At 64.9% G+C, this 17,401-nt stretch carries 18 protein-coding genes; 8 read left to right on the plus strand and 10 right to left on the minus strand.

Annotated features, from left to right (window positions below; genetic code table 11):
- Together QQK25_RS14950 and QQK25_RS14955 are read left to right on the plus strand one after the other, a co-directional pair.
- A partial coding sequence (locus tag QQK25_RS14950) for a hypothetical protein (protein WP_284188641.1) occupies window positions 1-259 on the plus strand: 259 nt, incomplete at its 5' end.
- Window positions 260-265: 6 nt separating this feature from the next.
- Window positions 266-3,682 (plus strand): CHAT domain-containing protein, encoded by a 3,417-nt coding sequence (locus tag QQK25_RS14955; RefSeq protein ID WP_284188642.1) that lies wholly within the window; start codon window positions 266-268, stop codon window positions 3,680-3,682.
- On the opposite strand, the gene rarD is transcribed toward QQK25_RS14955, so the two are convergent.
- On the minus strand, window positions 3,643-4,566 hold the full coding sequence (rarD, locus tag QQK25_RS14960) for an EamA family transporter RarD (RefSeq protein ID WP_284188643.1): 924 nt from the start codon (window positions 4,564-4,566) through the stop codon (window positions 3,643-3,645). The genes QQK25_RS14955 and rarD overlap by 40 nt on opposite strands.
- Before the next feature lie 114 nt (window positions 4,567-4,680).
- On the opposite strand from rarD, the gene QQK25_RS14965 reads away from it, so the two are divergent.
- The 3 genes from QQK25_RS14965 (at window position 4,681) to rsgA (ending at window position 6,726) form a co-directional block, all read left to right on the plus strand.
- Entirely contained in the window at window positions 4,681-5,007 is a 327-nt protein-coding gene (locus QQK25_RS14965) for a DUF1840 domain-containing protein (RefSeq protein WP_284188644.1), read from the plus strand.
- Window positions 5,008-5,028: 21 nt separating this feature from the next.
- Window positions 5,029-5,394 carry a hypothetical protein gene (locus QQK25_RS14970; RefSeq protein WP_284188645.1) on the plus strand — a complete coding sequence of 122 codons (366 nt, stop codon included), beginning with the start codon at window positions 5,029-5,031 and terminating at the stop codon, window positions 5,392-5,394.
- Window positions 5,395-5,790: 396 nt separating this feature from the next.
- On the plus strand, window positions 5,791-6,726 hold the full coding sequence (rsgA, locus tag QQK25_RS14975; RefSeq protein WP_284188646.1) for a ribosome small subunit-dependent GTPase A: 936 nt from the start codon (window positions 5,791-5,793) through the stop codon (window positions 6,724-6,726).
- A gap of 116 nt (window positions 6,727-6,842) precedes the next feature.
- Here the strand turns inward: rsgA and QQK25_RS14980 are convergent, their stop codons facing one another.
- Window positions 6,843-7,448, minus strand: a complete 606-nt coding sequence (locus QQK25_RS14980; protein ID WP_284188647.1) for a cysteine hydrolase family protein — start codon at window positions 7,446-7,448, stop codon at window positions 6,843-6,845.
- A gap of 120 nt (window positions 7,449-7,568) precedes the next feature.
- On the opposite strand from QQK25_RS14980, the gene QQK25_RS14985 reads away from it, so the two are divergent.
- The 3 genes from QQK25_RS14985 to QQK25_RS14995 all read left to right on the plus strand — a co-directional run bounded on the left by QQK25_RS14985 (window position 7,569) and on the right by QQK25_RS14995 (window position 10,050).
- The gene (locus QQK25_RS14985) at window positions 7,569-8,426 is read left to right on the plus strand and encodes a LysR family transcriptional regulator (protein ID WP_284188648.1); all 858 of its coding nucleotides are present in this window, start codon (window positions 7,569-7,571) and stop codon (window positions 8,424-8,426) included.
- A 579-nt stretch (window positions 8,427-9,005) separates the two neighbouring features.
- Window positions 9,006-9,314 (plus strand): hypothetical protein, encoded by a 309-nt coding sequence (locus tag QQK25_RS14990; RefSeq protein WP_284188649.1) that lies wholly within the window; start codon window positions 9,006-9,008, stop codon window positions 9,312-9,314.
- A 37-nt stretch (window positions 9,315-9,351) separates the two neighbouring features.
- Window positions 9,352-10,050: a DUF2202 domain-containing protein gene (locus tag QQK25_RS14995; RefSeq protein WP_284188650.1), complete on the plus strand. Its 699-nt coding sequence runs from the start codon at window positions 9,352-9,354 to the stop codon at window positions 10,048-10,050.
- A 173-nt stretch (window positions 10,051-10,223) separates the two neighbouring features.
- On the opposite strand, the gene QQK25_RS15000 is transcribed toward QQK25_RS14995, so the two are convergent.
- The 8 genes from QQK25_RS15000 to QQK25_RS15035 form a co-directional block, all read right to left on the minus strand.
- Window positions 10,224-12,071: a nitric oxide reductase activation protein NorD gene (locus QQK25_RS15000; RefSeq protein WP_284188651.1), complete on the minus strand. Its 1,848-nt coding sequence runs from the start codon at window positions 12,069-12,071 to the stop codon at window positions 10,224-10,226.
- Window positions 12,072-12,245: 174 nt separating this feature from the next.
- Window positions 12,246-13,034, minus strand: a complete 789-nt coding sequence (locus QQK25_RS15005; RefSeq protein ID WP_284188652.1) for a 3-hydroxybutyrate dehydrogenase — start codon at window positions 13,032-13,034, stop codon at window positions 12,246-12,248.
- Window positions 13,035-13,554: 520 nt separating this feature from the next.
- Window positions 13,555-14,265, minus strand: coding sequence for a hypothetical protein (locus tag QQK25_RS15010; RefSeq protein ID WP_284188653.1), 711 nt, complete (start codon window positions 14,263-14,265; stop codon window positions 13,555-13,557).
- Window positions 14,266-14,445: 180 nt separating this feature from the next.
- Entirely contained in the window at window positions 14,446-14,940 is a 495-nt protein-coding gene (locus tag QQK25_RS15015) for a hypothetical protein (RefSeq protein ID WP_284188654.1), read from the minus strand.
- A gap of 80 nt (window positions 14,941-15,020) precedes the next feature.
- Window positions 15,021-15,449, minus strand: coding sequence for a hypothetical protein (locus QQK25_RS15020; RefSeq protein WP_284188655.1), 429 nt, complete (start codon window positions 15,447-15,449; stop codon window positions 15,021-15,023).
- Window positions 15,450-15,535: 86 nt separating this feature from the next.
- Window positions 15,536-16,108, minus strand: coding sequence for a hypothetical protein (locus QQK25_RS15025; protein WP_284188656.1), 573 nt, complete (start codon window positions 16,106-16,108; stop codon window positions 15,536-15,538).
- The gene (locus QQK25_RS15030) at window positions 16,053-16,817 is read right to left on the minus strand and encodes a hypothetical protein (RefSeq protein ID WP_284188657.1); all 765 of its coding nucleotides are present in this window, start codon (window positions 16,815-16,817) and stop codon (window positions 16,053-16,055) included. Before QQK25_RS15030 ends, QQK25_RS15025 begins: the two co-directional genes overlap by 56 nt.
- A gap of 122 nt (window positions 16,818-16,939) precedes the next feature.
- Window positions 16,940-17,341, minus strand: a complete 402-nt coding sequence (locus QQK25_RS15035) for a hypothetical protein (RefSeq protein WP_284188658.1) — start codon at window positions 17,339-17,341, stop codon at window positions 16,940-16,942.
- Window positions 17,342-17,401: the final 60 nt, after the last annotated feature.

Here is a 17,401-nt window from a genome sequence, read left to right on the forward strand (position 1 = left end):
CGCCGGTGCCGCGCTGCTGGTGGTGAGCGACGCCGGCAGCGCCCGCGGCGCCCTCAACCGCCGCCGCGCCCTGCAGACGGCCGATTTCCTCGACGAAGCCCGGCGCCTCTTCCCCGCCGCCGTGTGGCTCAACCCCATGCCCCGGCGGCGCTGGGCCGGCACCACCGCCAGCCTCATCGCCGACGGCCCGGTGCCCATGCTGCCGGTGGATGCCCCGCACCTGCTGCGCGCCATCGACATCCTGCGCGGCAACAAATAGACCGCCATGCCCTATCCCGCCGCCCTCGGCCAACGCCCGCTGGAAGTCCACGAAGCCTACGCGGCGCTGGAGCAGTACGCCGCCGACTACGGCCGCGACCCGCTGCTGCTGCTCATGCACGCCGCGGTGCCCGAAACCCTGCGGCCGGATCTCCTCAACCTGATCCGGGTGAACTTCCTCGCCGCCCACGGGCCCGACCCCAGCCTCGAAGCCGACGTGCTGTTCTCGCCTCTCGCCACCGCCCTGGGCGGCGGCTACTACCGCATCGACGCCCAGGTGCGCTGGCACTGCCTGGTGATGCTGCGCTCCCTCTACCGCCACGACCCGCGCCCGCGCATCCGGCGCATCGCCGAACTGCTGTGGCGCTACGTGGAAGCCCGCGAGCACCAGGCCAGCCGCGCCGCCGACCCGCAGCTGGCCGAGTTTCTGGACATCCAGCGCTGGGTCGCCCTGGCCTTCCTCGAACCCGCCAGCGCCGCCCACGCCTTCGCCGACGCCCTGCGCCAGACCCACGCCGACGGCAGCACCGTGGCCCTGCGCCTGGGCGGCCTCGCCGCCGCCATCGAACTCCCCCTCGCCGGCCAGCCCGAACTCCTCGCCTACGCCCGCGGCCTCGACGCCCTGGCCAGCGGCAACGACGCCGAAGCCGAGCGCCTGCTCGGCGCGCTGGGGAGCGACGAAATCCGGGTGGGCGACATCGTGCTGAAGGCGCCGGGCGCGGTGCTGGCGGATTACCGGGCCGCCGGGGCAACGGCGGGCGGTCAGGAGTCCAGCGGCAAACCACGGCGGACGTGTCTGGTGATCCAGCCCGTGGGCACCTGGACCGACCCCGACAACGGCCACGTCGTGGACCTGGATGCCGCCTATCGGGTGGTCCGCGAGGCGGCCGCCGAGGCTGGCCTTGACTGCCACCGCACCGATCTCCTCGCCCTCGTCTTCAGCGCCAACGAGCAATGGCCCGAGCTGCTCCGCAGCATCCTGAGCGCAGAAGTGGTGATCTGCGACCTGAGCACCGGAGATGTCGCGGTGCGCTATCTGACGGGCGTCAGCTTCGCGCTGGGGGCCCACAAGGTGTCGCTCATCGCCGAAGCGCAGGCGTCCGCGTGGCAGCCGCCTGCGTTGTTCGGCAGCGTGATCCGGTATTCAGCCTCGGAGAATCCGGAAAGCTGGGGCAAAGCCGCCCTGGGCACGCAGCTCACCGCCACCGAGGCGTCGCAGCCCCCTGTCGGCCACAATCCGATCCATGGGGCGTTGGCTGAGCCCCCGACAAGCATGGCGGCCCCGCCGTCACTCGCAGCCGACGGGGAGATGTCCGATCCGACACCACCCTACGCCACGGCGCCGGGCGACCTCACCTCCGTCTGCCCGGTGATCCAGGGCACCGGCCTCAAGACCGACCCCGTCACCGGCCGCAGCCTTGATCTGGACCAGTCTTACGCGGTGATTGCCGCCGCGGTGACGGCCGTCGGCTTCGAATGCGTCCGGCCGGACATCACCCCCGCCGACCTGCCCAGCGACGCGCTCGACCTTATCCTGCGCGCCCCTCTCGCCATCGTCGACCTCTCCCTCGGCCTGCCCGACGTGCTGATCCAGCTCGGCCTGCGCCACGGACTGCGGCCGGGCCGCACCCTGCTCCTTGCCGAGGAGGGGTACCGCATCCCGCCGGAACTCGCCTCGCTGCGCATCCTGCGCTACAAGCACGGCGGCGCCAGCATCGACAAGCGAGAGGCCGACCGCCTGCAGGCCGAAATCACCCACTGGCTCAAGGAAGCCATGGCCAACCCTGCCGTGGACAGCCCCGTCTACGCCGCCCTCCCCAAGCTCCGCCCGCCCGTCCGCCGCCCGCCGGCACCCGAGCCGGAAGCCCTCGCCGAAGACCCCGTCCCGCCGCAACACAGGCCCCGGGTGTTCATCTCCTACGTCCACGAATACCGCCAGTACGCCGCCCCCCTCGCCCGGGCCCTGCAGGCCGAGGGCATCGACGTGGCCTGGGACATGGACCTCAAGGCCGGCGACAACTGGCAGGAGAGGCTCACCGCGATGCTCGACGAGGCCGACGCGCTGGTGGCCGTGGCGGGCACGCTCACCGCCGGCCGGCAGAATCCGCTGGCCGAGATCGAGCGGGCGAGGCAGCTGGGCAAACGCCTGTTCCCGGTACTCGTCGATCCGATCAAGGAGCCCGCCACGCTTCTCGAAAGCTGGGCAGCGAACACCGATGACAGCGGCTACGTCCGGTGGCTGGCCAGCGTGTCAGAGGCCGAGCGCCCGGCCGCCATCATCGACACCGCCCGGCGCATCGCCGCAGCCATCTCGCTGAGCGCCGCGCCCGCCGAAGGGGCTGAAGCAGAGGAGGTGGAAGAGTCGGAAGAGGCGGCGGCAGCCCCCACCGCCACCTGGGAACTCACCATCCGCCAGCGGGGCGAGGGCGGGCTGCAGTTCATCCTGCTGATCGAGGGCGAGCGCATCGAGGCCACCGTGCACTTCCAGCAGACGTTGGTGGACAAGCTGGTAGACGAACTCCTCGTCGGCATCCACCTGCACCCCGACGCCGCGCAGGCGCTCCGCCAGCTGCTGCTGCCCCGGGAGTTCATCGCCCTGGGCGCCCCCGCCCGCTACCGCCTCGCCCTCGGCCCCGGCTCCGCCGCGCTGCCGTGGGAGCTGATCTTCCACCGCCCGGACGACCCCTTCGCCTACCTCGGCCCTCGCAACGTGCTGCGTCGCCTGGACGGCCTGCGCGCGCCGCAGCCACGCCGCACGCTCAGCGCCCGGGCGCTGCTGATCGGCAACCCCCTGACCGCCGGCACCTTCCCCATCCACGAAGACGGCCAGCCCATCCTGCCGGGTGTGGAGCAGGAACTGGCCGGGGTGGCCCGATCGCTGACCGCCGCCGGTCTGGAGGTGAGCGTGGGCTCCGAAGAGAATGCCTCCACGGTGATGAGCCGGCTGTTTGGCCGGGATTACCGCGTCCTGCTCATCAGCGGCAACGCGGTTCATCGGCACCTCCTGCCCGACGGGCGTCGGGTGAGCGGCTTCGTGCTCAGCGACGGGGTGTTCCTCACCGCGCTGGAGTTGCAGCAGATGCGCGCGATGCCGGAGCTGGTCTTTCTCAACGGGTGCCACGCGGGTCGCGCGATTCCTGGGAGCGACGACGGCCCACCGGAAGACATGGTGCTGGCGCTCCTGAAGGCCGGGGTGCAGGCCGTGGTCGCCCCTGGCTGGGCGGTGGACGACGATGGCGCGGCCGAGTTTTCCGAAACCTTCTTCGCCGCCCTGGCGGAGGGCCAGCGCTTCGAGGATGCAGTGGCCGCCGCCCGGCAGGCGACCTTCCGGACCGCGCCGGCCCTCACCACCTGGGCCGCCTATCAGGCCTGGGGCGATCCGGACTACCGGCTGCTTCCGCCGCCCGCGTCCGAAGCCGCCTGACCCGCCGCCCGATACTTCTGCCAGCCGCTCCAGCTATAGAACACCAGCCCGATCCAGATCAGCGCGAAGGTGGCGAGCCGGGCCGGAGGCAGATCCTCGGCGAACAGCCACACCGCGGTGACCAGCTGCATCGTCGGGTTGATGTACATCAGCATGCCCACCGTGGCGAGGTTGAGGCGCTGGGTGGCGGCCGCAAACAGCATCAGCGGCAGCGCCGTCAGCACCCCCGACATCGCCAGCAGGAACAGCGTGGTGCCGTCGTGGCCGGTGACCACCCCATGCCCGTGGGCGCCCTGCCACAGGGCGTACAGCCCCACCAGCGGCAGCATGGTGAGGGTTTCGAGCCACAGGCCGGAGATCGCATCCACCGGCACCTGCTTTCGCACCAGCCCGTACAGCCCGAAGGTGCCGCCCAGAAACAGCGACACCCACGGCAGGCTGCCCAGCGCGGCGAACTCGTTGCCCACCGCCGCCACCGCCAGCCCCACGGCCAGCCACTCCTTGGGGTTGAGGCGCTCCTTGAGCACCAGCATGCCCAGCATCACATTGACCAGCGGGGTGAGGAAATAACCCAGGCTCGCGGCGATCACCAGGCGCTGGTCCACCGCCCACAGAAAGCCCAGCCAGTTGGAGCCCACCAGCAGCGCCGCCAGCGCCAGCCGCGGCACCGCGCCGGGGTGGCGAGCCGCCGCGCCGAGCCGGCTCCAGCCCCGGTTGGCGGTGATGATCAGGCTCACGAACAGGCACGCCCACAGGGCGCGGTTGCACAGCACGTCGGCCGGGCTCACGTGGCCCAGCTGGCGGAAGAACAGCGGAAAGAAACCCCAGATGCCATACGCACCGAGGCCAAAGCCGATGCCGGCGAGGGTTCTGCCTTTTTCCACGATCGTGGTCTGGAGGAATTTCGGAGCAGAACGATAGCACCGGGCACGACCGATGCGCGTCCGGGTTTTCCCAGGCGCTACAATGGCACCATTCCACTGCAAGGAAGGCCCGTCATGCTGATCATCTTCAAATCCCCCGCCAGCGGCGACGTGATCATGTTCGAGAAGAACGGCAAGGAAATGCTCACCGTGCTCGAAAAAGACCCGGCCGACCCGAAGGGCATCTTCACCGTCGAACAGCTCCCCGCCGCCATCGCCACCCTCAAGGCCGCCATCGAAGCCGACAAGGCGAAGAAGGCCGAACAGCCCGACGACGCCGACAAGGACGACGAGCCCAAGACGCCCGGCGGCGTGGTGAGCTTCTTCCAGCGCGCGGTGCCGCTCCTCGAGCTGCTCGAACGCTCCCTGAAAGACAAGGTGCCGGTCACCTGGGGCGTCTGATCGGGCCGGAGCCACGCCGTCATGACCCAACGCGACATCGACCTGGCCCTCGATCTGGTGCGCGAGCACCTGCCTGACCTGGGCATCCCCCGGCGCCTGTGCACCCGCCGCCTGTCACCCGCGGGCCGGGTGCTCGGCCAGTACCGCTGGCACTCCGACACCCTGCGCCTCAACCCGCGCTACCTCGCCCGCCTGTCGGACGACGACGCGCTGGATCTGCTCGACACCCTGCTCCACGAACTCCTCCACAAGGCCTCGCCCCTGTGGAAGCAGCTGCGCGACAGCTTCCGCCCGCACCCCGAGATCTGGATGCGCGCCGAATCCCTCGCCACCCAGCTCGGCCCCACCTATCTGGCCCGCCGGCGGACGGCGGAGGCAACGGCCTGACCGGCCCGGCTGGCACCAGCCAGCCGGGTGTCAGGTTTCTTGATTTCCCCAGCCCCCGTGGCTAACATCGATTTGCGCAGCCAGATCCGGCTCGCGTCACTTTTCGAGGTTTGGATGTTGGAGCTTGCAGTAATCCGATAACCCGATCCCTGCTCCGGCAGGTGCATTCAGGTTATCGCGATCAAAAACGTTTGGCGTGCCGCCCGCTGGTGGCCTGCCGTTTCTGTTCGTTCAGATTACTGCCCATGGTTTTCCAACATGACCACTTCCAGACCGAAGCAGGCGCATTCTCACGCGCCCGCCAATTCATTCCCCACGTCTCATTCAGGCCAAGCCATCGCCAGGATCACGGCCGTCGATCGCGACCAGTACATCGTCCGGAATGCGGAGCGTGAAGTGCCCGCAAGGCTCACCGGCCGGGCCGTCCATTCCGCCGATTCCCCGGTGGCGCTTCCCTGCGTCGGCGACTGGGTTCGCGTGAGCTATCACGACGCCGGCGCCCATGCGAGCATCCTCGACATCCAGCCGCGCACGTCGTTTCTGAGACGCCGCCGCCCCGGTGGCAACGCTGAGTTCCAGATGATCGCCGCCAACATCGATGTGGCCTTCATCGTCCAGTCGTGCCACTTCGATTTCAATGTGCGACGACTCGAGCGCTATCTCGTCATGACGCGCGACGGGCATATCGAGCCGGTCATCCTGCTGACCAAGACCGACCTGATCAGCCCCGAGGCGCTGGAAGACCTGCTGGCGAGCATTCGCCATGCCGGCATCAACGCCCGCGTCATCCCCATCAGCAACGTCAGCGGTCGGGGCGTTGAAACGGTGCACGAGTTGATCCAGCCCGGAAAGACCTACTGCCTGCTCGGCTCGTCCGGCGTTGGCAAGACGACCCTCGTCAATGGCCTGATCGGCAAATCCGATCTGGCGACCGGCGTGGTGAGCCACACCGGCGAGGGCCGACACACGACCACCCGGCGCCAGCTCATCGCGCTTGAAAACGGCGGGCTGTTGATCGACATGCCGGGCATGCGCGAACTGGGCATGCTCGATGTCAGCGAAGGCCTCGACGCCAGTTTTTCCGATGTCGAGGCCTATGCATCGCGCTGCCGCTTCGCCAACTGCACCCACACCCGCGAGCCGGGCTGCGCCATTCAGGCTGCCATCGCCCAGGGGGCGCTGGACCCGGCACATCTTCAGAGCTACCAGAAGCTCAGGCGGGAATCCGAGTTTCACGGCATGTCCCACCCCGAAAAGCGCAAGAAGGATCGGGCGTTCGGAAAGGTCGTGCGGGCCACCATCAAGGCCAAAGGGAGGTGGCACGACGATTAGCAACTAGCACATGGGCAAAAGGGCGTTTCCCGGTACGCGGGGAAACGCCCTTTGCCGCGAGCGCGTCTTAACGATCAACACCCGCTTCGGCTTGCCGATGCAGTCGGTCAGCCGGCTCAGGCATCGGCAATCGCCGCGCCGTTCGCCACCACCAGCGCGAACGCATCCGACAGCCCGGCCAGGTTGCCGCGCTGGATCTCGGCCGCCGGCACCACGCCACCCTCCGGCGACGGCAGCGCGCGGGTCGCGGTGGCCGCAGCCGGCACGCACACCGGCCAGCCCAGGTTCACCGCGCCGCGGGCGGTGGAATTGACACAGTTGTGGGTCATGAAGCCGCAGATCACCAGCTGACGCTTGTCGCCCAGCGCCGTGAGCTGCGCCTCCAGATCGGTGCCGATGAAGCCGTTGGCGTGGCGCTTCACCACCCGGCCCTCGCCCGCCACCGGCGCCACCTGGCTGGCGATGGCGCCGCTCTCGCCATTCACGTCGAAGGGCGATCCCGGGCCGGCATCGTGCTGGATGTGGATCACCGGCGCACCCACCGCCCGCGCCCGAGCCAGCAGCGTGGCGCATTCATCCAGCGCCGCCTCGATGCCATCGAGCTTCATCAGGCCGCCCAGGTAGGTGTTCTGGGCATCGACGATGATGAGCACCGATTGGGACAGGGGCGCCGGCGTGGCGGGTTTGCCCATCAGCTGGCGCAGGGTGAAGGCTTCGGTCATGGCGTGTCTCCTTGTGTGAGTTGGGATGGATGCAGATTAGGCCCGGCGACATCCTGCGTAAATGCACACGATTGCCGGCCGCTCCTGCAAAATTGCAGCACCCAACCCGGAGCCCCGCCCATGAACTGGGACGACCTGCGCTTTCTCGTGGTGATCGGCCGCGAAGGCACCCTGGCTGGCGCCGCCCGGCGCCTGAAGGTGGACCAGACCACCGTCGCCCGCCGCCTGAGGGCGCTGGAAGACGCCCTCGGCACGCCGCTCTTCGAGCGCAGCGACGGCCGCTGGCAGCCCACCACCACCGGCGCCCGGGTGCTGGAGCGGGCCACCCGCATCGAGGAAGACGTGGCCGGGCTCACCCGCATCGCCGACGCCGGCCGGCCCGGCATCCACGGCAGCGTGCGCATTACCTCGGTAGGGGCAATCATCGCCGAATGGCTGGTGCCGCGCCTGCCCGACCTCTACGCCCGCCACCCGGGGCTCGACGTGGCGCTGGTGGGCAGCAATGACAACCTCAACGTGGCCCGCCGCGAAGCCGACATCGCCATCCGCCTGGCCCGGCCGGAGACAGGCGATTTCGTGATCCGCAAGCTCGCCGACGTGGGCTTTGCAGTCTATGCCCCTGCCGCGGGCGAGCCGCCCGACGCCTGGGTGTGCTACGACGAAGACCTTGCCCACACCCCCGAGATGCGCTGGCTCGCCCCCCGGCTGGCCGACAGCCGGGTGCGCCTGCGCAGCAACGGCGTGGAAACCCTCACCCGCGCAGTGGCCGCCGGCATCGGGCAAGCCGTGCTGCCCTGCTTCATCGCCGACGCGAACCCCAACCTCACCCGCCAGAGCGGCCCGGAACCCGTGGTGACACGGGAGCTGTGGCTGCTGATCCACCCGGACGCAAAGCAGCAACCGCGGGTAGCCGCAGTGGCCGAATGGCTGGCAGCCCAGTTCGCCGAACATCGCCCCGCCTTCCTCGGCCCCCCGTAGGCCTTCTGTAGGTCGGACTTCAGTCCGACATCACAGCCACGACAAGCAGGGTTTGTCGGACTGAAGTCCGACCTACAGGTACTCCGACGCGGGTGGGCTAGCGGAGCGGTCTGGCGCACGCCGGAGCGCCATCGTCGGTCTACTGCAGGGCCAACTCCTCTTCTGTAGGTCGGACTTCAGTCCGACATCACAGCCACGACAAGCCGGGTTTGTCGGACTGAAGTCCGACCTACAGGTACTCCGACGCTGGCGGGCTAGCGGTGCGGTCTGGCGCACGCTGGAGCGCCATCTTCGGTCTACTGCAGGCCCAGCTTCTCTCCGGTAGGTCGGACTTCAGTCCGACATCACAGCCACGACAAGCCGGCGCATGTCGGACTGAAGTCCGACCTACAGGCGCACCGGCGTGCGGGTCGGGCCGGTCGCCATGCGGCATATCGACGCACATTAGAAAACACTAATAAACCGGCGCTATATTGGAAGTGACCGGCCAACCCGCCGGTCCACCGCCGCCCGGTCACACGACCGTCTCCCCTTCGGCCAGTCTCCGGGCGGCCCCTTCCCGTTGATCCGGAGACTGCCATGACATCGCGCCACATCCTGTCGCTTGCCGCCCTGTGTTGCCTCGCGCTAGCCGCCCCTGCCGGCGCCGCCGACACCACCTACGGCAGCCAGCTCATGACCCCGCAGGAACGCGCCGAACACCGCGCCACCCTGCGCAACCAGGCCACCGAGGCCGATCGCAACGCCTATCGCCAGCAGCACCATGACGCCATGCAGGCCCGCGCCCGCGAACGCGGCGTCCAGCTGCCCGACACCCCGCCCGCCCAGGGTGGCGGCGCCAATCGCCGTGCCGGCGGGCAGGGCATGGGCCCGCGCGGCGGACGCTGATCCGCTCCACCTCCTGCCTCTCACACCACCGACCGCCATGAAAACCCATCGCCTCAGGATCGCCTCGACCCTCTTCGCCGCCTGCCTCCTTGCCGCCTGCGGCGGGAGCGGTGGCGGCACCCAACAAAGCGGGCCCCCCTTCGTCGTCAATGCCGACGGCACTTCGAGCTTCGTCAGCAGCGCCCTCGGCACCACGCTGGCGGCGCTGCCCCTCGAAAGTCTCAGTACCGCCGAGAGCGCCTCGCTCACTTACATGCGCGAGGAAGAGAAGCTGGCCCACGACGTGTATGCCCGCCTCAACACCCTGTGGGGCAGCCAGACGCCCATCTTCGGCAACATCGCCCAGAGCGAGGCCACCCACACCGAAGCCGTTCGGCTGCTGCTGGTCCGCTACAGCCTGCCGGACCCCGCCGCCAATCTCGGCGAAGGGCTGTTCGTCGCGCCGGTGCTGCAACAGCTCTACCACGACCTCACGGCGCAGGGCAGCACGTCGCTGATCAACGCCCTGCGGGTAGGTGCCGCGATCGAGGAGATCGATATCCTCGACCTGGAAAACGCCCTGCCCACCATCGACAACCAGGACATCCGGCAGGTCTACGCCAATCTCCTCAAGGGCTCGCGCAACCACCTGCGCGCCTTCGTGCAGGCGCTGGCCCAGCAAGGCGTGACCTACACCCCCGCGTACCTCACCAACGACGCCTACACCGCCATCGTCACCACCGCCTTCGAGCGCTGAGGCCCAAGCGCTGCGCACCGGGCTTGTCGGACTAAAGTCCGACCTACAGGTACTCCGACGCGGGCGTGCTTGTGGTGCAGTTTGGCGTGCGCCTGGGCGACTTCCTCAGTTTGCTGCAGGGCCGGCTCATCCTCTGTAGGTCGGACTTCAGTCCGACCTACAGGTGCGGAGAATCAGCCGCCGGTGAGCTGGGCGTAGAGCAGGGGCAGGCGGGCGGGGAGCTCGGCCGGGTTGCGGAGGATGGTGTAGCCCGCTGGGCCGAACAGGTGCGGCAGATAACCCTGCCCTTCCTTGTCGATGGTCACGCAGAAGGGGCGCACGCCTTCCTGGCGCGCCGCGTTGAGGCTCACCCGGGTGTCTTCGATGCCGTAGCGGCCTTCGTAGTGATCCACGTCGTTGGGCTTGCCGTCGGAGAGGATCAGCAGCAGGCGCAGGGCTTCGGGGCGTTTGGAGAGGATCTGGGTGGCGTAGCGGATCGCCGCGCCGATGCGGGTGTAGAAACCCGGCTTGAGGGCGCCGATGCGGCCGCGGATGCGGTCGTCGGCGGGTTCGTCGAAATCCTTGATGCGGTGAAAGCGGATGTGGTCGCGCTTTCTTGACGAGAAACCGTACAGGCCAAACGGATCGCCGGTGGCGCCCAGCGCCTCGGAGAACAGCCACAGGCTGTCGCGGATCACGTCGATCACCCGCTGCTCGTCGCTCACCCAGGTGTCGGTGGACAGCGACAGATCGGCCAGCACCAGGCAGCACAGATCGCGCTCCCGGCGCTCGCACGACAGGTAGCCGCCGGTGTCGCCGGTAACGTGGCCGGTTTTACGATCGGCGAAGGCGCGCACCACGGCGTCGATGTCGAGCTCCGGCCCGTCCGGCTGGTTCTTCAGCCAGCGGCGGGCGGGGGTGAGGGCCTCGAACTGGTGGCGCAGGCGCCGCGCCGGGCGCAGCAGGTGCGAGGGCAGCGCGCAGGGCTGGGCGTCGCGCGGGTCGAGCACGGTCAGGCTGCACACGTCGCGCTTCAACTGCTGCTTCTTCCAGTCCCACTCGGGCAGCAGGATGCCGGTTTTGAGCGGCACGTCGTCCTGCGCCGCGGAGGGCAGGTCCAGGTCGAAGCGCACCTTGGATGCGGTGTCGGTGCCGTCCTGGGCCACGGAGATCTTGTCCATCTCGGCGGCGGCGCGGGCGGGGTTGTCGTCGGCGTCGGCGTCGTGGCCGCGGTTCACCTTCACGAACTCGGCAAACGACAGCAGGCTCTCGGCCCGGAAGGGCAGGATCAGGCCATTCTTGCCGTCGGGCATGTCCTCGCGCTGGGCCTGACGGCGGCGGTCGGTGGCATCGGCCGCCTTGCTGCCGCCTTCGCGATGGTCCGCCGGGGTGGGCGGATTGGATTGCTCGCGGCGGTCGATGGCCACCGGCGCCGGGTAGAGCCACAGGGCCACCGGCGTGGGCGGGCGCTTGGCCGCTGGCAGGCTGGCCACGCTGCCGGGCTCCTGCAGCGCCGCGCGGATCGCCCGCTCGGCGGCGGCTTCATCGGCCGGCAGTTTGGCCGGATCGGGCCGCTCGGCGATCACCGCCTCCACCAGCCGGCGGTAACGCGTTGCAAAACCAGGGAAGGCATCCAGCGTGGCGCGGCTGGCGGCCTGGTTGGCGGCGATCCAGCCGTCGGCGTCCAGGCCGCCATCGGGCAGCGCCGCGCCCTGGGCGATCAGCCACAGGTAAAGATCGCGGTTGAGGCTGCGCTCGGGAAAGAACTCGATGCTCGCCGGCAGGCGCAGGGTTTCGGCATCCCGCGCGGCGTGGGCGGCCTTCTCACCTACGTGGGCGATGCGCTGCAGCCAGCTGCGCCGGGCGCCGTGCTCGATCTCGGCCGCCGGCGCCACGCGCAGGCCGGCATCGCCCCCCAGCGCCCGGAAGAGGATGCCGGCGGTGCGCTCGATGTCCTCCAGCCGCACGGCCGCCGCCGGATAACTGCGCGTTGCCGCCCGGGTGATGAACTTGTGCCACAGACCGCCGATGAACTCTTCCATGCCCACTCCACCTTCCACAGGCCGGGTTTGTACCCGGCAATAACACACCGCGACATCCCTGTAGGTCGGACTTCAGTCCGACATTCCCCACACAGAGCACGGGAAACGACAGGCGGCAATCCGGCCTGCGGTGGGCGGAGGGGGGTCGGACTGAAGCCCGACCTACACAACCACCTAGCGCGCGGTCCACCCGCCATCAATCAGCGGCGCCGACCCGGTGACCGACTTGGCCGCATCCGAGCACAAAAACACCGCATAGGCCGCCACTTCCTCGGCCTCGACAAACTGTTTGGTGGGCTGGGCGGCGAGGATCACCTCGCGGATCACCCGCTCCTCCGGCAGGTTGTGCACCTTGGCCTGATCCACCACCTGCTTCTCGACCAGCGGCGTGCGCACATAACCCGGGCACAGTGCGTTGCAGGTGATGCCCTGCTCCGCCACCTCCAGCGCCACCGCCTTGCTGAAACCCACCACCGCATGCTTGCTGGCCGTGTAGGGCGCCTTGAACGGCGAGGCCACCAGCCCGTGGGCCGACGCGATATTGACGATCCGCCCCCAGCCCTGCGCCTTCATCCCCGGCAGCGCCGCCTTGGTGGTGTGAAACACCGACGACAGATTGATCGCCAAGAGCTGATCCCAGGTGTCGTCGGGGAAGGCATCCACCGCCGCCACGTGCTGGATGCCCGCGTTGTTGATGAGGATGTCCACCCCACCAAAGGCCGCGATGGTCGCCTCCACCAGCCCCCGCGCCGAAGCCGGGTCGGCCAGGTTGGCCGGCGTGTAACCGATCTCCACGCCCGTCTCGGCGGCAAGCGCAGCGCGGGTCGATTCCGCATCCGCCGCCACCCGCGAGCCGTTGAGCATCACCTTCGCCCCCGCCTGGGCCAGCGCCCGCGCCACCGCAAGGCCAATCCCCGAAGTGGAACCCGTAACCAGCGCCCGCCTGCCTGCCAGAACTGCCATCTTGCTGTCTCCCAAAACCCCGGGCCCGCGCCCGGCTGCACCGGGGATGCTACCGCAGGGAGGGGATGCGGCGATGACTATAGCGGCGGGGGGAGAGGGGCGCCCTGTTGTGGGTCAAGTTCGGAGAACGGGATGACTCTATGACTTATGGCATATGGGCAAGAAGTGGCAGGAAGGCTAACATTTGGCGCGTTATATTGATGTGCAAAACACATGCCAAGAGACGGTAGTTAAGGTGAATGGCTGCATATCGGCCTTTGCCGACGTTCGCGGTCAACGGAAGGTATGGCAGCTATGAGACAGTCAGCTGTCGTCCAGCGTACTTCAACGTTGAACGACAGCTTGTCCGGCCTTCGGCCGGCAGGAGCCGACCCAATGCAGCCTTTAGCTTTGAGGAAAGCTGTCGCTCAACGTGAAGCTAACCGGCCAGCGCGGCTTTTCGCGCAGGTCCGGTTGAGCGCAATGTTAGAAATCGCTGATGGATGGCGTGGCGGAGAACAACGTGAACATGTATGGATTTTCATTGGATGGCCGTTCTCCGCTTTTTATCGATGAGTTCCTGATCGATAACGGTTGACTCAACAATCCTATCGAACTCCTTCCAGAACTCTTCCCTATCCGGTTCATCCGTGTAGGTGAAACCTTGGAGTTGCAATTTGATCTCTGGAACAAGTCGAACCCAGTAGACTCTACGCTCGCCTATCCGCTTTCCCGTGGAATGCGTGTAGTGAAATAACTTCGCCTCTCGGCCATTTAGAGTTGCGTCGGTGACGGTAATCTTGGGGTCGTTCTTTTCCCACACATCCTTCTGATTTCGAACCTCTGCGACGATGTCATTCACGTAGTTGCTTTGGACCTGAGTGAGCTTAAATTCGACACCGATGGCCGCTTTTTGGTCCGTGTAGCGCTGAACAATATCGATGTCAGGAATTCCATAGTGAACTGGGGCATCGTCTTTTATCCAAGCAGTCGGAGCTATGAAACCAATCCCGTATTGGGGATAGACATGCTTCGCGTACCCAGGCCGAATGGGGAGTTGCGTTGCGAGTCGCTCGCGTATGTCACGCTCTCCGAGAACCTCTTCCTTTGCTTTCGTTATTGACGACTGATAAGTCACATAACTGGTTGTGATTCCAGTAATTAGCGCTGGCACGACAGCTAGTGCGGCTGCAATTACTGCCGCTTGTGCGCTGCTGAGGTCTCGCCAACTGCTCTTTTTTGTTGTCGCCATCAGAAGGGTTCCAAGAGATTTCTAACGAACTAGTTAACTGGCGCCGGAGGTCGAAGGGCACCAACATGGGCCATCAAAATCGCGAAGCGATGGCCCATGTTGGCGTCCACGTTGAACACCCAGTTAGGCTGAGGCGCGAAGGCACGGTGTTGCACTTGCATTTTGGCCCCGGGCTTCCGATCACGAATTGAAATCTTGCAGGGCCGCGATCAGCTGTACCACCACCCCAGAGAGTAGCAAGATTAGGCCAAATGATTGACTACGCGTAGCAAGCCCCTGGAGCCTCTTGAACTTTGGATTAAAGACGACGGCTTCAAGGATGGCAAGTACAAGCAGTGAGTAGCAAAAGAACGATACAAAGAACTTTGCAGTAACAGCCGCAGATGGCAATGAGTGACCGATGCCTGCACCAGCGAGGGCGCCAAGCGGAATAATAGTATGTGCCCACAGGAGTACGCCCGCCACCCAATGAACCATGAAGGCTTTGATTGGTTCGTTCTTGGTTACGAACTCCGCCAGCACCACGATGCCTAGAAGGCCATACACGATCCCGATGATGTTTAGTAGCTTGTACGTTGCAAGCTTCTCGTACCCGGCCAAGAGATAACCCAGCCATGCGCCAAGGAGCAGCAAAGCCGTAACTAGTCCGCCAAATACAATGTTGGAGCGTGTCATCTGAAGCCTAACGTTTGAGTTCACCGGCCTGAGCGGCTTTTCGCGCAGGTCCGGTGGAATGAGTGGTTAGCCATCTGCGGCTAGACCCACTGGTTCTCATAGATTGTTTTGCGCAATGCGCGCACAGCAAAGAACGCCATTTCCTCAAGCTCGCCTTCGATTGCCTCGGGATGCTCAAGGAGTTCTTCGTCTTCCCAAGGACTATCAACATGCACCCACTCGTTTCGATATTTTTGAAGAGCGTGTAAGTCTGCCTTCAGTCCGGCATCAATTTCCGCGCTGTTGATCAGTACCCCCAAGCGCTCCCTTCCGGTCTTCGAATGCTCGGATCGAAGATATGTTTCAATGCCAGAAACCGCCGTAAGTATTGCGGCTAAGTGCGCTCCGCAAGCGAATGCCGTGTCTGCGTCTCGGACGATGAACGTGCACCACTCATAAAGAATGACGCCGCCTTTAAGCAGTTCATTATCTAGTGCGACGAGATGCGCCCAACGTTCATCTTCGGTCATGGTGGCTAACGTTGAAAGTGAGGGGCAGCCGCAGCGCGCAGGGTACCCAACGGCGCAGCCGTTGGTCTGTCCCTTCGACTGACGGGTTAGCCATTTAACTTCACCTTATCAATGACGGTTGAAATAGCCATGGCCAGACAAAAGGAAAAAAAGAAAAATCCCACGAATACCATTGCAAATAAAGTTTGAACGTACTCATTCTTAATCCAGCCTCGTTTAGGCAAGAAGCCAATGACAAAGCCCATCACTAGAGCGGTTAGCAGTAGTGCGGTTTGAATAAATGTCGCCAAACTAAAAAACATAAGGAAAACTAGCAAAACGTAATGCATCTGTATTGCCAAAGAGAGCTGAAGAAGTGAAATTTCCTTTGCGATAAGAGCAAACAGCGCAAGTATTGGGTAATTGCGTAAGTTATCGAAAACCGCTTTTAACGACGGAGTTTCTGACTTTGACCAGACGCCTTCAAGGTCGATGAATTTTGCAAACGGGTTGGGGGAATCGCTCATGACTATGGCTAACGTTTGAGGTAACCGGCCGCCGGAGCGGCGAAGCCGCGGATCGCCTGCAAGCACAGCTTGCAGGCGATCCGTGTTGACCGAGAGGTTAGGGATTGACGGCAATGCTCTTGACTGCAAAGTGCTCTCCACGACGGTATGCATCGCTCAGAGTCTTAGGAAGCAACGATAAGACCGCTTCCTTAAGCGCAGAGGATCCCAGCTTAATTCCTCGGTTGTCGCTTAGTCCCCATGTGGGGTCAGAGTCTGAGTTGTTCTTTGCAAACCGGAAAACATCAGTAAAGAAGGCACGAACTGAAGTAAATGCTTTGGCTTGCGACATAGCCTCAAGATTGCAGACGATCGCGGAACCGTAATCCAGGAATGCCTCGCCGTTGTTGTCTTTTCTGGCGGTCAGCAAGATCAACTCTGTCTCGCCGCTGTACTCCCAAGACGTCTCGTTCTCCAACTCATCAACTACCCGGTTGAATGCTATTTCGCTGAATAGCCATTCTACACCGTCGATGCGCGTGACTGGTTTTTGATCGGCATAGTGCTCTGGAGGCCAATACGCTCCGTAGCCCACACAATAGAAGTCGACAGCTTCGCCAGAGCGATGATGAAAGTGAGATAAGTGATCCACGACCTCCGCTTTTCCCAATGGGCTCTTAGGGTGACAAAACAAGACCCCGATCAGCTTGGAGTTGCGTGTCTCAGTAAAACGTACAGTCTGATAGCGAGTGGGGCGGCGCATGTCCAGACTAGTCATATAACCAAGCTCAACAATTGGCTCCTTCTTCACTAGAGTTACGGTTCTGGGGAGAGTTGAAGCTATTCGTTCGGTTATCGATTGAAGCGAATGTGCGTCGTACACGTGTCCTCCATGTGAAAAATTTCTAACGTAGAAGTGAGGGGCTGCCGGAGCGCGAAGCGCGGAGGGAACCAAAAGCGTAGCTTTTGGCTGTCCCCTCGACTGCCAGGTTGGGCCTCTGGTGATTACCCACAATGACCTCCGACAGTCGGGCCGAGCGCGGCCGCAATAAGATTACCAATGACTGGAAGAAAGATGAGGATTAGAGAGAAGCCAGTACCAAGAGCAAATATCCTGCGCCGAAAAACTGCCAAGCTCTTAGGGCGCAACACTCTTTCGGAGATTGGACCGAGGAAATAACAGAGATTGGCCAGCCCAAGGCCGACAAGAAACAAGACGCCGCCAAAGATGAGCGAGAAGCCTGTAATTTCGAGGCACGGCAGACGAGACTCGAATGACCACCACACCACCAGCAGAGCGGCGAGGGAGACCGGCGCAGCGACCAACAGAATGATGTTGTAGCGCAGGCGATGTGCGGCCCACCACGAAGGGGCAGAACCGTTGAGTTCGGTGACGGTGGGGTTCATAAGGCCCAACGTTTTAGGTAAGGGACGGCCCGCTTGCGGGACGTCCCAGCGGCCAAAGGC

Source organism: Zoogloea oryzae (genome assembly GCF_030161255.1).
In the GTDB taxonomy this organism is placed as follows: Bacteria; Pseudomonadota; Gammaproteobacteria; order Burkholderiales; family Rhodocyclaceae; genus Zoogloea; species Zoogloea oryzae.

Coding starts and splice junctions, on each gene's coding strand:
- QQK25_RS15020 (WP_284188655.1), bottom strand. CDS start 15,449: ATGACCGAAGATGAACGTTGGGCGCATCTCGTCGCACTAGATAATGAA.
- QQK25_RS14985 (WP_284188648.1), top strand. CDS start 7,569: ATGAACTGGGACGACCTGCGCTTTCTCGTGGTGATCGGCCGCGAAGGC.
- QQK25_RS15010 (WP_284188653.1), bottom strand. CDS start 14,265: ATGGCGACAACAAAAAAGAGCAGTTGGCGAGACCTCAGCAGCGCACAA.
- QQK25_RS15025 (WP_284188656.1), bottom strand. CDS start 16,108: ATGCATACCGTCGTGGAGAGCACTTTGCAGTCAAGAGCATTGCCGTCA.
- QQK25_RS15005 (WP_284188652.1), bottom strand. CDS start 13,034: ATGGCAGTTCTGGCAGGCAGGCGGGCGCTGGTTACGGGTTCCACTTCG.
- QQK25_RS14970 (WP_284188645.1), top strand. CDS start 5,029: ATGACCCAACGCGACATCGACCTGGCCCTCGATCTGGTGCGCGAGCAC.
- QQK25_RS14980 (WP_284188647.1), bottom strand. CDS start 7,448: ATGACCGAAGCCTTCACCCTGCGCCAGCTGATGGGCAAACCCGCCACG.
- QQK25_RS14965 (WP_284188644.1), top strand. CDS start 4,681: ATGCTGATCATCTTCAAATCCCCCGCCAGCGGCGACGTGATCATGTTC.
- QQK25_RS15015 (WP_284188654.1), bottom strand. CDS start 14,940: ATGACACGCTCCAACATTGTATTTGGCGGACTAGTTACGGCTTTGCTG.
- QQK25_RS15035 (WP_284188658.1), bottom strand. CDS start 17,341: ATGAACCCCACCGTCACCGAACTCAACGGTTCTGCCCCTTCGTGGTGG.
- QQK25_RS15000 (WP_284188651.1), bottom strand. CDS start 12,071: ATGGAAGAGTTCATCGGCGGTCTGTGGCACAAGTTCATCACCCGGGCG.
- QQK25_RS14995 (WP_284188650.1), top strand. CDS start 9,352: ATGAAAACCCATCGCCTCAGGATCGCCTCGACCCTCTTCGCCGCCTGC.
- QQK25_RS14990 (WP_284188649.1), top strand. CDS start 9,006: ATGACATCGCGCCACATCCTGTCGCTTGCCGCCCTGTGTTGCCTCGCG.
- QQK25_RS14955 (WP_284188642.1), top strand. CDS start 266: ATGCCCTATCCCGCCGCCCTCGGCCAACGCCCGCTGGAAGTCCACGAA.